This is a genomic window from Gemmatimonadota bacterium (assembly GCA_016714015.1).
Lineage (GTDB): Bacteria > Gemmatimonadota > Gemmatimonadetes > Gemmatimonadales > Gemmatimonadaceae > Pseudogemmatithrix.
The window spans coordinates 1,320,763-1,333,520 of the sequence record JADJNZ010000001.1 but is presented as its reverse complement, the minus strand read 5'-3'; the positions used below and the strand labels follow the sequence as shown (position 1 = coordinate 1,333,520).

Annotated in this window: 13 protein-coding genes; 9 read left to right on the top strand and 4 right to left on the bottom strand. The window is 70.9% G+C overall.

What is annotated here, in order from left to right; genetic code table 11:
* Window positions 1-16 precede the first annotated feature (16 nt).
* Both IPJ78_05715 and IPJ78_05710 read right to left on the bottom strand, forming a co-directional pair.
* Window positions 17-1,621: a hypothetical protein gene (locus IPJ78_05715; protein ID MBK7906047.1), complete on the bottom strand. Its 1,605-nt coding sequence runs from the start codon at window positions 1,619-1,621 to the stop codon at window positions 17-19.
* A 249-nt stretch (window positions 1,622-1,870) separates the two neighbouring features.
* Window positions 1,871-2,377: a hypothetical protein gene (locus IPJ78_05710; protein MBK7906046.1), complete on the bottom strand. Its 507-nt coding sequence runs from the start codon at window positions 2,375-2,377 to the stop codon at window positions 1,871-1,873.
* 356 nt (window positions 2,378-2,733) lie between these two features.
* Between IPJ78_05710 and IPJ78_05705 the strand changes: the two genes are divergently transcribed.
* The 9 genes from IPJ78_05705 to hisE are packed head-to-tail and all read left to right on the top strand — an operon-like array spanning window position 2,734 to window position 9,912.
* Complete coding sequence (locus IPJ78_05705; GenBank protein ID MBK7906045.1) at window positions 2,734-3,606, top strand: ATP phosphoribosyltransferase; 873 nt, start codon at window positions 2,734-2,736, stop codon at window positions 3,604-3,606.
* The gene (hisD, locus tag IPJ78_05700) at window positions 3,603-4,910 is read left to right on the top strand and encodes a histidinol dehydrogenase (protein ID MBK7906044.1); all 1,308 of its coding nucleotides are present in this window, start codon (window positions 3,603-3,605) and stop codon (window positions 4,908-4,910) included. Before IPJ78_05705 ends, hisD begins: the two co-directional genes overlap by 4 nt.
* Window positions 4,907-5,959 (top strand): histidinol-phosphate aminotransferase family protein, encoded by a 1,053-nt coding sequence (locus IPJ78_05695; GenBank protein MBK7906043.1) that lies wholly within the window; start codon window positions 4,907-4,909, stop codon window positions 5,957-5,959. The genes hisD and IPJ78_05695 overlap by 4 nt, the downstream gene beginning before the upstream one ends.
* On the top strand, window positions 5,956-6,549 hold the full coding sequence (gene hisH / locus IPJ78_05690; protein MBK7906042.1) for an imidazole glycerol phosphate synthase subunit HisH: 594 nt from the start codon (window positions 5,956-5,958) through the stop codon (window positions 6,547-6,549). Before IPJ78_05695 ends, hisH begins: the two co-directional genes overlap by 4 nt.
* Window positions 6,549-7,262, top strand: a complete 714-nt coding sequence (locus tag IPJ78_05685) for a 1-(5-phosphoribosyl)-5-[(5-phosphoribosylamino)methylideneamino] imidazole-4-carboxamide isomerase (GenBank protein MBK7906041.1) — start codon at window positions 6,549-6,551, stop codon at window positions 7,260-7,262. The genes hisH and IPJ78_05685 overlap by 1 nt, the downstream gene beginning before the upstream one ends.
* Entirely contained in the window at window positions 7,259-7,810 is a 552-nt protein-coding gene (locus IPJ78_05680; GenBank protein ID MBK7906040.1) for an imidazoleglycerol-phosphate dehydratase, read from the top strand. The genes IPJ78_05685 and IPJ78_05680 overlap by 4 nt, the downstream gene beginning before the upstream one ends.
* Window positions 7,807-8,574, top strand: a complete 768-nt coding sequence (hisF, locus tag IPJ78_05675) for an imidazole glycerol phosphate synthase subunit HisF (GenBank protein ID MBK7906039.1) — start codon at window positions 7,807-7,809, stop codon at window positions 8,572-8,574. The genes IPJ78_05680 and hisF overlap by 4 nt, the downstream gene beginning before the upstream one ends.
* On the top strand, window positions 8,571-9,332 hold the full coding sequence (locus IPJ78_05670) for a histidinol phosphate phosphatase (GenBank protein ID MBK7906038.1): 762 nt from the start codon (window positions 8,571-8,573) through the stop codon (window positions 9,330-9,332). The genes hisF and IPJ78_05670 overlap by 4 nt, the downstream gene beginning before the upstream one ends.
* Window positions 9,325-9,912: a phosphoribosyl-ATP diphosphatase gene (hisE, locus tag IPJ78_05665; protein MBK7906037.1), complete on the top strand. Its 588-nt coding sequence runs from the start codon at window positions 9,325-9,327 to the stop codon at window positions 9,910-9,912. Before IPJ78_05670 ends, hisE begins: the two co-directional genes overlap by 8 nt.
* A gap of 33 nt (window positions 9,913-9,945) precedes the next feature.
* On the opposite strand, the gene IPJ78_05660 is transcribed toward hisE, so the two are convergent.
* Both IPJ78_05660 and IPJ78_05655 read right to left on the bottom strand, forming a co-directional pair.
* Window positions 9,946-11,334, bottom strand: coding sequence for an insulinase family protein (locus IPJ78_05660; protein ID MBK7906036.1), 1,389 nt, complete (start codon window positions 11,332-11,334; stop codon window positions 9,946-9,948).
* Window positions 11,331-12,755 carry an insulinase family protein gene (locus tag IPJ78_05655; protein ID MBK7906035.1) on the bottom strand — a complete coding sequence of 475 codons (1,425 nt, stop codon included), beginning with the start codon at window positions 12,753-12,755 and terminating at the stop codon, window positions 11,331-11,333. Before IPJ78_05655 ends, IPJ78_05660 begins: the two co-directional genes overlap by 4 nt.
* Between the last annotated feature and the right edge of the window lie 3 nt (window positions 12,756-12,758).

Here is a 12,758-nt window from a genome sequence, read left to right as displayed (position 1 = left end):
CCGCTTAGAGGCATGTTCATGGCCTCTTACTGTCCTTTTGATTACCTGAAACAACTGCTCGTACGGCTTCGAACGAGCCTCCAGGAGTACGGCCCTTCCGCTTCGAAAGCTCCGCGGCGAGCTCGGCACGAGTCGGAAGCTGCGGGCGAGGCGCGTCCCAGATCACCAGCCCTGCGACGCGCCGCCCCGCACCTCGCTGGGCCGCCACTGCCGTGACCAGGGCATCAATCGACGTCTCGCCCGCGACGGCCGTGAGCAGCACCGGACTCCCGGGCAGCAGCGACATCGCCAGGTCGAATCCGTCGAGCGGTGCGACCGCGAGCGTCAGTTCGTGCGCCGACTGGAGCCGCTCGAACTCGGCGAGTACGGCCACGCGCGCCTCTCCCGTGGCGTCGTCATCACGTTCCGTTCCGGCGGGCAGGAGCGTGATCGTGAGCCCATCACTCGATCCGACGGGACGCGCGACCTCCCGCCACGTGAACGCGCGCGCGAGCACATCGCGCACGCCTGGCTCCGCCCGCTCATGGAACGTGCGCGACAGCGCGATCGACCGCGGATCGAGGTCGATGATGAGCGTGTTCCGGTGGTCCGCCGCCGCCGCGATCGCCAGGCGCGCGCCGGTCGCTGCCGAGATGTCGAGGTCCGGGCCGGTGATGACGGCTGCGCGCGCGCGCGTCCCGGTCGCCGTGAGCCCGAGATAGAGCATGCGGAACGGATCGACGCCACTCGGCTTGAAGCGCGCGGGCCCATCGAGCAATGCGTCCTTCACCGTCGCGAGCACGCGGGCACCTGTGAGGCGTTCCGCCTCGACGGCGTCAGCGAGTGTCGGCGCGTCCAGCTCCGCGCGAAGGGCCGTGACGAAACGCAGGAGGAGCCCGGCGACGAGCAGGACGAGCAGCGCGAGCGCCGGTGCGAGGCGCGCGAGGACGGGGCGAGTGGCCAAGGGCCGGCTGTCACGGGTCCGAATCGCCGCCGTCAGCGAGTCATGCACGCGTTGGCGCGTCGCGAGCGAGTCGCGGGCGGTCGCGAGTGCTGCGACGAGCGAAAGCGTGTCGCGGGTGCCGGAGGACGCGCGCACCACCGACGCGCCACCTGCGGAATCGGGGAGCGACGCGCCATCGTTCCGCTCGCGCGCCACCGGTAGACCGGCCTCGCCGAGCAGCACATCACGGCGATAGCTGGCCATCGCCGTGATCGAGACGCCGAAGCGCGCGAGACGCTGGGCGCGCTGCCCATCATCCGGTACCGCGTCGAGTGCCCGGATGGAATCCGTCATCGCCTGCATGCGTGGCCCGCCGCTCACCGCGGGATGGGCGGCGACCTCGAGGAACGCCTGCGCGGTCCGCGCCCGTCGGGCGGCGTCGATGCGGCGCGTGAGATCGACGATCGTCTGAGGAACGGCGCTCGCAGCGGGAGCGCCGGCCGGGGCGGGGATCTCCGCGGTGCGTCGCGGGGTCGCACGTGCATCGACGAGCAGCGACTCCGCCGCGGTCACCATGCCTTCGGCGGCCCGCAGTCGGTCCGCGCTGCGCAGGGTGTCCGCCGCCATCGTCTCCAGCATGACCCGATCGCCGGTGGCGGCATCGCCAGCGACGAACGGAGTGATGCCGGCGATGATCACGGCCGCCCCGACGCCCAGGCTCCATTGCAGCGCGAAGCGGCCCGTGCGGCGTCGTGCGAGCGTGGCTCGTGCGCTCCACCACGCACGGCCCGTGCGGTCGGCGGGGACATCGTCACGGGCGGACGGCAGGGGGCACTCATGGCGCCTGAAGTATCACCTGCTCGTGCACGGAATGCGAAGCGGGCGGCGAGGAGATCCTCGCCGCCCGCCCGAACGATCGAACCATCGCGCGGTGAACCGCGCTCGGGTTCACTGGACGGTGATGACGCCCTTCATGCCCATCGCGAGATGCGGCGTGCAGTTGAAGTTGTACGCGCCGGCCGGGATGCCCCCGAACGACACCGTGACCCCCTCGCCAGCGGCCATGTACATGTTCGAGCTGAGCTCGGCCATGCGCTGAGCGCCGAAGTTGGCATCAAGCTGCGCCTTCACCGGGGCCGCGAGCGTCGAGCCATCGAACGCGACGTTGTGCGGGCCGCCGGAGACGAACACGAACTTCACGGCATCGCCGGCCTTGATGGTGAGGTTCGCCGGCTCGAAGCGGTAGCCCTTGTCGTCACCGATCATCTTCACTTCATGCGTCGTGCCGGTGATCGGCGCGAGCGCGACGGCGCCGCCAGCGGCCGGGGCCGGCGTGGCCTCGGCGGCCGGAGCCGGAGCCGGAGTGGCCTCGGCGGCCGGCGCGGAATCACTGCCACCGCCGCAGGCGGCGAAGACGAACGCGCTCGCGACGAGCGCCAGACCCTTGAACTGCATTGCGAATGGCCTCCAGGCCGAACCAGATGAGGATGTGTGTTTGTGCTGCGGGTTCCCCCACAGCTTGTGAAACTATTCACAAGTCCGCAGGAATGCAATTCCAACGCGGGCCTCACCGGAGGGGTTCCCCAAGCGCGGTCCCCCCGTTTAGGCTTAGGCCATGATGTCCGCCCAGCGCCACCACCATGCCCAGCATCACCACGGCCCGACGGGTCGGGGGTGCATGGCGCGCGCGGAGTCCCTGGCCTAACCGGCCCTTCCCGCTGTCCTGCAGGCTCCTGACCCGTCCGCTTCGCGGACGGGTCTTTTGTTTTCCGGTCCTGCTCCCCCATCGATCATCCTGCCCCAGACCTTCCATGCTCCGTCTCGCCATTCCCAACAAGGGCCGCCTCAACGAAGACACCCGATCACTGCTCGCCGATGCCGGATTGGAGGTCCGCGCCTCCTCCGAGCGCGCCCTCGTCGCGTCGCTCGGCGGGGAGTTCGAGGCGATCTTCGTGCGCGCGCAGGATATCCCGGAACTCGTCGCCGACGGGTCGGCGGACGCGGGCATCACCGGCTGGGACCTGGTCCAGGAGTCCTCGCGATCCCTGGAGTCCCTGCTGGATCTCGGCTTCGGACGCTGCCGACTCGTCGTGGCGGCGACCGAGGAGAGCGGCATGCGCACCATCGACGACATTCCCTCGGGCGCGCGGGTCGCGACCGTCTTCCCGCGGATCACGGCCCGCTGGTTCGCCGCGCGCGACCGCGTGATCGAGATCGTGCCGGTCTCCGGCGCGGTCGAGGTCGCGCCGCACCTCGGGATCGCCGACGTGATCCTCGATCTCACCTCCACCGGGTCGACGCTGCGCGTGAACGGCCTTCGTGAGGTGGCCACGGTACTCGACTCGACCGCCCATCTGATCATCGCGGGCACCGCGAGCGGTCACGCGCCTGGCGGCGAACGGCGGCGGACGCTCGAGGAACTCGTGGCGGCGCTCCGCTCGGTGCTCGCCGCGCGAGGGCAGCGTTACGTGATGGCGAACGTGCCACGCGATCGGCTCGACGAGGTCCGCCGCATCCTCCCCGGCATCTCCGGGCCGACGGTGATCGACGTCATGAACGGCGGCTCGAAGGTGGCGGTGCACGCCGTCTGTCCGGCCGAGGGCATCTATCGCACGCTCAACGCGCTCAAGACGGTCGGCGGCGAGGGCATCCTCGTGACGCGAATCGAGCGGCTCCTCGCATGAGTGCGCTCCGATTCGCCTTCGATGGCCCTCTCGCCGCGATCGACGAGACGTCGCGACGCGCGCTGTTCGACCGTGCCACGGCGAGCGATCCCGCGGTCCGCGCGTCGGTCGCGCGGACGATCGAGGAGGTCCGCCTCACCGGGGATGCCGCGCTACGCGACCAGGCCGCGCGATTCGATGGCGTGACGCTGGACGCACTCGAGGTGCCGCGTGCCCTCTGGCGCGCCGCGCTCGACGCACTCGACCCGGAGCTGCGTCGCGTGATGGAGCGCGCGGTGACGAACATCCGCGACGTCCACACCGCGTTCCGCCCCGTGGCGTGTGAGGTGACCACCGCCGATGGCGCGATCATCGGCCGTCGCCCGGACCCGTTGGCGCGGGTGGGGGTGTACGCGCCGGGCGGCCGGGCGGCGTATCCGAGCTCGGTGTTGATGGGCGCGGTCCCCGCCCGCGTCGCTGGCGTGGGCGAAGTGTGTCTCTGCTCACCGCCGGGCCCGACGGGCCGTCCCAGCGCGGTCGTCCTTGCCGCCGCCGCGCTCGCCGATGTGGATCGCGTCTTCGCGCTCGGCGGCGCGGGCGCCATCGCCGCGATGGCGCACGGCACCGCGAGCGTGCCGGCGGTGGATCGCATCGTCGGGCCCGGGAACGCCTATGTCGCCGAAGCCAAGGCGCAGGTCGCGACGACGGTGGCGATCGATTCGCCTGCCGGTCCCAGCGAATTGCTCGTGCTGGCCGACGCCTCGGCCGCCCCGGCGGTCATCGCGCGCGAGATGCTCGCGCAGGCGGAGCACGATCCGGTCGCGGCGGTGGTGCTGGTCACGGACGATGCACCGCTGCTCGGGCAGGTACGGGCGACGCTCACGGCGCTCGTCGACGCGGAGCCGCGCGCCGCTATCATCCGCGAGGCCTTCGCCGCGCGCGGGGCGCTGGTGCTCGCGCCCACGCTCGACGCGGCCGTGGCGTTCTCCAACACGTGGGCCCCGGAGCATCTCTTGCTCACGGTGCGGACCGAGCGTGAGCAGGCAACGCTCGATCGGCTGCGGAACGCGGGCACGATCTTCGTCGGCGGGAGCGCGAGCGTCGCGTTCGGCGATTACCTCAGCGGCGCGAACCACGTCCTGCCGACTGGCGGTGCGGCGCGCGCGTACTCAGGCCTCTCGACGCTCGATTTCGTGCGATGGACCACCTATCAGCGCATCTCGCCGACGGTCGCGGCAGGACTCGCGGACGACGTGGGGCGCTTCGCCGACGCGGAAGGCCTGCCGGCGCACGCGGCGGCGGCCCGGCAGTGGAGGCGCGCATGACGACCATCTTCCGTGCGGGGCTCGACGCGATCCCCGCATATGCCCCCGCACCGGTCGCCGGACTGACCCTCGACCTGCGCGACAACGTGAACCTCTGGGGTGCGCCGCCGAAGGCCGCCGCCGCGCTGCGCACGCTCCCCGAGACGGCCCTTGCGTCATATCCCGGAGTGAGCGGCGGCGAGCTCACCCGTGCGCTCACCGCGCGACTCGGTGTCCGCGACGACGAGATCGTCGCCGGTTGCGGCAGCGACGACCTCATCGACGCGTGCTTTCGTGCGGTCGCCTCGCCAGGGGAACGCGTGGCGCATCCCGACCCGAGCTTCTCGATGGTCCCGCGCTTCGCGCGGCTCAACGGACTCGAACCGGTCGGTGTGCCACTCCGTCCCGACGGCGCCGCCGACGTCGATGCGCTCCTCGCGACGGGGGCGCGGATCATCTATTTGTGCACGCCGAACAACCCGACCGGGACGGTGACGCCCGCCTCCGAGGTCCGGCGATGCATCGCGCACGCGCCGGGGATCGTGGTCGTCGACGAGGCGTATGCCGAGTTCTCCTCCGCACCCGAATGGCGACACGAGGTCCCCGCACTCGAGCGCGTCCTCGTGCTGCGGACGTTCTCCAAGGCGTGGGGCCTGGCAGGGCTGCGTGTCGGGTACGGTGTCGGGTCGCGCCAGCTCGTCGATGCGGTCGTGCGGTCCCGGGGCCCCTACAAGGTGAACACCGTCGCCGAGCACGCGGCGACCATCGCCGTGCGCGAGGACGCGTCGTGGATGCGGCGGACGGCCGATGACGCCGTCGCGACGCGGACGCGCCTCGATGCGCTCGTGCAAGGACGGCGTGGCGTTCGTCCGTGGCCCTCTGAGGGGAACTTCGTCTTCTGGCAGGTGGACGGCGATGCGGACGCGTTCGCCGCTCGCTTCGCGGCGCACGGAATCGGCGTGCGCGCCTTCCGCGGGCTCCCGGGGATCGGTGACGCGCTCCGCATCGGCGTCGCCCCGTGGCGCGAGCTCGAGCGGCTCGTGCCCGTCATCGAGGCGCTCTGGCCATGAGGCGGATCACGCTGTTCGACTACGGCGCCGGCAACCTGCATTCGCTCGGCAAGGCGCTGGCCGGCAACGGGCGTGAGGTGCGCGTGGAGACGGACCCGCTCGCGGCCCTCGAGACCGACGTGCTGGTGCTGCCCGGCGTCGGCGCCTTCGCGCCGGCGGCCGCGCGACTGGCGGCCGCGCGAGTGCCGATGCGCGATGCCGTCCTCGGCGGATTGCCGACGATCGGCATCTGCCTCGGCATGCAGTTGTTGTTCGACACGAGCGAGGAGGGGCCGGGCCACGGCCTCGGGGTCATTCCCGGCCCCGTGACGCGTCTCGCCGCGGCGCGCCTCCCGCAGATCGGATGGAATGCGGTCGAAGGGGCGACCGACCCGATGTTCGCGGCGAGCGGTCTCACGACCGCATACTACGCGAACAGCTTCGCCTGCCGGCCATTCGACGTCGGGGCGGTCACGGCCTGGTCTACGCACGAACGCGACCGCTTCCCGGCCGCAGTGCGCATCGGACAGTGCCTCGGCGTCCAGTTCCATCCTGAAAAGAGCAGTCGTCCCGGTGTGAACCTCCTCGACCACTTCCTCCAGCACCTCTGATGCTCGCCATCCCAGCCATCGACCTCCGTGACCGGCACTGCGTGCAGCTGGTGGGCGGGGACTATCAGGACGAGTCGATCCGCCTCGACGATCCGGTCGCCGTCGCCCGCCGGTGGGCCGCCGCCGGCTTCTCCCGCCTGCACGTCGTCGATCTCGATGCGGCCACGGGACGCGGTGACAATCGCGACCTCGTGCGGGACATCCTGCGGCAGGTGACGCTGCCCACGCAGGTCGGGGGTGGCGTGCGCGACGAGGAGACCCTGCTCGCCCTGCTCGACGACGGCGCCGATCAGGTGATCATCGGCACGCGCGGGATCGAGGATCCCTCCTGGCTGCTGGAGCAGGCAGCGCACGCGCCCGGCCGGCTCATCCTCGCGGCGGACGTGCGTGATCGGGCGGTCGTCGCGAAGGGGTGGACGGCGCGCACGGCACTCTCGCTCGCCGATGTCATCGCCGAGCTCGCGGCGGCGCCCCTCGCGGGCTTGCTCGTAACCGCCGTGCACAAGGAGGGGCGGATGGAGGGCACGGATCTCCCGCTCATCGAGGATGCGGTGCAGTCGTCGCCGTGGCCGGTCATCGCCTCGGGCGGCGTCGGCACCATGCAGCACCTGCGCAACCTCGAGGACCGCGGTGTCTCCGCCGTGGTGCTCGGCATGAGCCTCTACACCGACGCGCTCGACGCGCGTGTGGTGGCCGAGGAGTTCGGCGCATGACCGGCGCGCGAACGGCGGTGCGCGAACGACGCACGGGCGAGACGACGGTCCGCGTCGAGGCGACGCTCGGCCGCGGGACGGCGGACGTCCGCACGACGGTGCCCTTCCTCGACCACATGATGACGGTGCTCGCGAAATACTCGGGGATCGACCTGGTCATCCGCGCCGAGGGGGACCTGCGGCATCACATCATCGAGGACGTCGCGCTCACGGTGGGGCCGGCGATCGCGGCGGCGCTGCCGGCGACGGCGGCGCGCTACGGGGAGCGACTGGTGCCCATGGACGAGGCCGTGGTGCAGGCCGTGCTCGATGTGGGCGGACGCCCCTACTATGAGGGACCGATCCCTTCGTCCCTCTACGATCACTGGATGCGTTCCTTCTGCGATTCGGGGAAGTTCACGCTCCACCTGCTGGTGCTGCGCGGCACCGACCGGCACCACATCGTCGAGGCCGCCTTCAAGGCGCTCGGATTCGCGCTGCGCCAAGCCGCGGTCGATTCGGGAGCGGTCTTCAGCACCAAGGGTGCCATCGAGATGGACGCGACATGACGCTCACGCGACGACTCATCGTCTGCCTGGATGTGCAGGAGGGGCGCGTGGTGAAAGGGGTGAACTTCACCGGGCTCCGCGACGTCGGCGACCCGGTGGAGCTGGCGATGCGCTATGAGGCCGACGGCGCCGACGAGATCACCTTTCTCGACATCTCGGCGACGCACGAAGGGCGCGCGACGCTGCTCGACCTGGCGCGCCGCACGGCAGAGCGACTCTTCATCCCGCTCACCATCGGCGGCGGCATCCGCACCGTCGAGGACATCGCGGCCGCGCTGCGTGCCGGTGCCGACAAGGTGAGCGTGAACAGCGCCGCCGTCCGCACGCCGGATATCCTCACCGAAGGGGCCGCGCGCTTCGGTGCGCAGTGCATCGTGGCGAGCATCGATGCGGCGTGGGACGGCACCAGGTATGTGGTGCACACGGCTGGTGGGCGCACGCGCACCGGATTGGACGCCATCGCGTGGGCGCGCGAGTGCGTCGCACGGGGCGCGGGCGAGATCCTGCTCACGAGCATCGATCGCGACGGCCGGCGCGACGGCTACGACCTCGCGCTCACGCGCGCGGTGGCGGATGCCGTCAACGTCCCGGTGATCGCCTCCGGCGGGGCGGGGTACGCGGGACATCTCTGTGACGCGATCACGCAGGGCGGCGCGGACGCCGTGCTCGTGGCGGGTATCCTGCACGACGGGCGATCGACGGTCGGTGCACTCAAATCGGCGATGCGCGCGGCCGCGTTGCCCATCCGGGAGGTGGCGGCATGACCGAGTCCCTGCTCGAGGCGGTCCAAGTGGTGGCACGCACCGCCGGTGACGTGGCGTTGCGCCACTACCGCACAGCCCTGACCGTCGAGGCGAAGGGCGACGGCTCGCCCGTGACCGTCGCAGATCGCGAGGCGGAGCGCGCGGCGCGCGACTGGCTCGCCCAGCGCTTTCCCCACGATGGCATCCTCGGCGAGGAGTTCGGCGCGCAAGAGGGCGCGAGCGGACGGCGGTGGCTCATCGATCCGATCGACGGCACGAAGAGCTTCGTGCGTGGCGTCCCGCTGTGGGGGACGCTCGTCGCCGTCACGCACGGGACGGAGGTGCTCGCCGGCGCCGCCTACTTCCCGGCGGTGGGCGAGCTCATCGCGGCGGCACCGCGCGAGGGCTGTTGGTGGAATGGCCGGCGCGCCTCGGTGAGCGAGGTCGGTACGCTGGCCGGTGCGACGGTGCTCGTCACCGACGACCGCACCTTCGGCACATCGGCGCTCGCCCATGGGTGGCACGCCCTCGCGGCCGAGGCCGGCGTCGCCCGCGGCTGGGGGGACTGCTTCGGCTATCTCCTCGTCGCGACCGGTCGCGCCGAGGTCATGGTGGACCCGATCATCAATCCGTGGGACGCGGCCTGTTTCCTGCCCATCATCGAGGAAGCGGGCGGCGTCTTCACGGATCTGGCCGGCACCGTCACGGCCTTCGGCGGGCATGCGATCGCGACCAATCGGGCCCTCGCGGCCACGGCCAGGGACTTCTTCGATGATTGACCTCGACGTGCTCGATTTCACCAAGGGCGGCGGACTCGTCACGATCGTCACGCAGGACCACCGCACCGGCACGGTGCTGATGGTCGCGCACGCCGATCGCGAGGCGATCGAGCGGACCGTCGCGACGGGTGAGATGCACTACCGCTCGCGCACGCGCGGTCTTTGGCACAAGGGCGGCACCAGCGGGAGCGTGCAGCGCGTCGTCTCGCTCGTGGTCGACTGCGATGGCGATGCCGTGCTTGCGCGAGTGCGCCCGGCGGGACCGGCCTGTCACACGGGCGCGACGAGCTGCTTCGGTCCGGGCGAGAACGATGCCCTGGGGACGCTCGACGCAACGATCGCCGCGCGCGCCGGGGCGGGGGACGGCGGCTACACCCGGAAGCTCCTCGGCGACCGGAACCTGCGGCTCAAGAAGATCGGCGAGGAGGCGAGCGAACTCGTCACGGCATGCGCCGACGGTGATGCGGCTCGAGCGACCGAGGAGACCGCAGACCTGATCTATCACGCACTCGTCGCGTTGCGCGCGGTGGGCGGGTCGCTCGACGACGTTCGAACCGTGCTCGAGGGTCGCGCGCGCTGACTCCGCCTGGGATGCGCGCGCGTGCCGAGGCGGTCAGAAGCCCATGAGGGCGAAGCGGTTCACCTGGGACGGGTTGCCGAGATAGGTGAAGCGGAGGTTGTTGATGTACTTGTTGACGACGCGCCGGATGTCCTCGCCGGTCACGGCCCGCAGCTCGGCCACGAAGCGGTCACCCGCGCGGAAGTCGCCTCGATAGAGCTCCGCGCGCGCGAGGAAGTCCGCCTGCGCGCCGGACGTCTCGTTGTCGAGGAAGTACTCGGTGATGAACTGCTGCACGAGCGGCCCGAGGGCCTCGGTGCGCAACGTCTCCTCCTGAAGGAAGCGCAACTGCGCCTTCATGACGCGGAGCGTCTCGTCAGGGCGCGTCGTCGTGACGTAGAGTCCACCGGCGGTGACGCCGCGATCGCGGAACCGCGCCTCGACCGCGTACGTGAGGTTCAGCCGCGAGCGCACCTCTTGGAAGAGCATCCCCTGTAGCACCGCGTTCGCCACGCGGAGCGCCGGCACGTCCGCGTCGCCGGCCGGCGGCCCGCTCCACTGCCCGAGGATGTAGTTCGTCGGCAGCCGCCGCGACACGATGTGCACGTTGGTGCCGCTGCGCGGACCGAGTGCGTCGGGGACCTGCCAACGATACGTCCCCTCGGGAAGCGTCCCGAGTGTCGAGCCGACGAGCCGTTCGATCCGCGCGCGCGGCAGGTCCCCGACGATGACCAGCAGCATCCGCGACTTCACCATCTGCGTCCGGTGGAACTCGCGGAGCTGGTCGAGCGTCAGGCTCGAGACCGAACGATCCGTCCCGACCGACGAGAGCGCGTACGCATGGCCGGCGAACGCCACGCTGTCGGAGAGGTACTCCAGCTGCGCATCGGCATCGTCCGCCCGCTGCGCGAGCGCGGCGATGCGGTTCTGCTTCACGAACTCGAAGTCCGCAGGCATGAGGCTCGGCGCGAGGAGCCGGTCGGCGTAGATGCTCCAGGTGGAGTCGACGCGGTCGGTCGTGGTTCGGAGTCCGAAGACGGTATAGTCGTCCGCGGCCGCCACCCCGATCGCGCTGCCGGTCCGCGCCATCGCGCGTCGGAGCGCCTCGCCGGGATACTTGCGCGTGCCGCGCTCGGTGAGCTCGAGCAGCATCGGCTCGAGTCCCGCCGTCTGCGGGGTCGCGAGGTGCACCCCGCCGAGCAGGTACAGGTTGGCGACGAACAGGCTGGTGTTGGTGCGCCGATGGATCACCGTGATGCCGTCCACGGTGAACCTCGTCGTCAGCGAATCGTGCACGACCGGCGTGAGGGGCGCGGCGGGCGCGACCACCGGGACGGACTTCTCGACCCCGGAGGGCGGGACCCCACCGCCGGTCTTGCTCGGCACCTGCGCCGCGAGCGCCGGACAGGCCAGGGCGAGGAGCAGCAGTGTCGCGCGCGTCATGGGGCCACGCTCCGTCCGGCGAGCTCGGCTTCGGTGAGATTGAGGCGCGCCTTCGCGCCCTCCGGAAGCATCACGCCGACGATCCGCGGCTTCCCGACGATGTAGCGTCGCGCATAGGCCTGCAGCTGGGCCGGCGTCTGCTTCGCCATCTCATCGATGTAGCGCAGGTGGTAGTCGAGTCCGACCACGCTCCACCAGAACCCGATCGTGTGCGCGTTCTCCGACCCGCGTTCGGCACCGAAGGCGGTCGTGACCGCGCGATTGGCCTTCACGGCCTCCAGCTCCTCGACGGTGAAATACCCCGGCTCGAGCGTGGCCGCGAGCTCCGCATCGAGGGCCTTCAGCGCCTCGCGCAGCTTCTCCGGTGTCGTCTGGCCACTCACCGTGATGGGCCCCACGTGGTTGAGCGTGTAGTAGTTGACCACCACGCCCTGCCACAGTCCGCTGTCGACCAGACGTCGCTGGAATCGTGATGCGGGGCCGTTGAGGATGTCGGAGTAGACGTCCGCCGCGAACGTGGCGGCCTCGTCACGGCTCGCGCTCGGTCCATGCCACTGGATCTGCACGGTGACGGCGTTCACCGGCTCCTCGACGATCACCCCGAGACTGCCGGCGAGCGGCTTCACCTCCGGGATGGGGGCGCGCCGGAACGGGTCGTCCCCCCGGGGCCAGCTCCCGAAGATCCGCTCGGCGAGCGCGAAGATCCCCGCGGCATCCACATCGCCCGCGACCACCAGCGCCGAGTTGCTCGGCACGTAATAGAGGTCGCGGATCGTGCGCATCTGCTCCGGGGTCACGTCATTGATCACGCGACGGTCGCCGATGGTGTTCTTGCGGCTCCAGAAGTCGCCCCAGAGCTGGTGCCCGATCCGCTCGTCGAGCCGGAACCACGGCGACGACTCCGCCCGGTCGTACTCCCCGAGCACCACGACCTTCTCGCGCGCGAGCTCCTCGGCGCGGAACTGCGCGCCACGCAGGGCCGCGTTGAGGAACTCCATTCCCCCCGCCACCGAATCGGCCACGACGGTCACGTAGTAGTTGACGAGCTCCTCGCGCGTCGTCGCGTTGAAGGCCGCCCCGAGACGCGCCGCGCGATCCATGAACGCGTCCTCCTCCGGATACGCATCGTTCGCCTTGAAGAACATGTGCTCGAACAGGTGCGCCAGTCCGGCGTACTCCGGCGTCTGGGTGAAGGCGCCGTTCTTCACCACCAGCTCGACCGTCGCGATCGGGACGCCGCCGCCGGGGACGACGATCACCTCGAGCCCGTTCGCCAGCACGCGCTGCTGGATGGTGGCCGCGCGCTCGGCGCGCTGCGCGTGCGCCGGGGCCGCCCCGATGAGCAGGGCGAGCAGCCCGAACCGCAGGAGTTGTCCGGAGCGGCTGGCAATCCCCCGCCGCCACTGGTTGATTTCGCGCATCCT

Excerpts from the sequence above, each read along its gene's own strand:
- IPJ78_05710 (MBK7906046.1), bottom strand. The coding sequence starts at position 2,377 with ATGCAGTTCAAGGGTCTGGCGCTCGTCGCGAGCGCGTTCGTCTTCGCC.
- IPJ78_05705 (MBK7906045.1), top strand. The coding sequence starts at position 2,734 with ATGCTCCGTCTCGCCATTCCCAACAAGGGCCGCCTCAACGAAGACACC.
- hisD (MBK7906044.1), top strand. The coding sequence starts at position 3,603 with ATGAGTGCGCTCCGATTCGCCTTCGATGGCCCTCTCGCCGCGATCGAC.
- IPJ78_05695 (MBK7906043.1), top strand. The coding sequence starts at position 4,907 with ATGACGACCATCTTCCGTGCGGGGCTCGACGCGATCCCCGCATATGCC.
- hisH (MBK7906042.1), top strand. The coding sequence starts at position 5,956 with ATGAGGCGGATCACGCTGTTCGACTACGGCGCCGGCAACCTGCATTCG.
- IPJ78_05685 (MBK7906041.1), top strand. The coding sequence starts at position 6,549 with ATGCTCGCCATCCCAGCCATCGACCTCCGTGACCGGCACTGCGTGCAG.
- IPJ78_05680 (MBK7906040.1), top strand. The coding sequence starts at position 7,259 with ATGACCGGCGCGCGAACGGCGGTGCGCGAACGACGCACGGGCGAGACG.
- hisF (MBK7906039.1), top strand. The coding sequence starts at position 7,807 with ATGACGCTCACGCGACGACTCATCGTCTGCCTGGATGTGCAGGAGGGG.
- IPJ78_05670 (MBK7906038.1), top strand. The coding sequence starts at position 8,571 with ATGACCGAGTCCCTGCTCGAGGCGGTCCAAGTGGTGGCACGCACCGCC.
- hisE (MBK7906037.1), top strand. The coding sequence starts at position 9,325 with ATGATTGACCTCGACGTGCTCGATTTCACCAAGGGCGGCGGACTCGTC.
- IPJ78_05660 (MBK7906036.1), bottom strand. The coding sequence starts at position 11,334 with ATGACGCGCGCGACACTGCTGCTCCTCGCCCTGGCCTGTCCGGCGCTC.
- IPJ78_05655 (MBK7906035.1), bottom strand. The coding sequence starts at position 12,755 with ATGCGCGAAATCAACCAGTGGCGGCGGGGGATTGCCAGCCGCTCCGGA.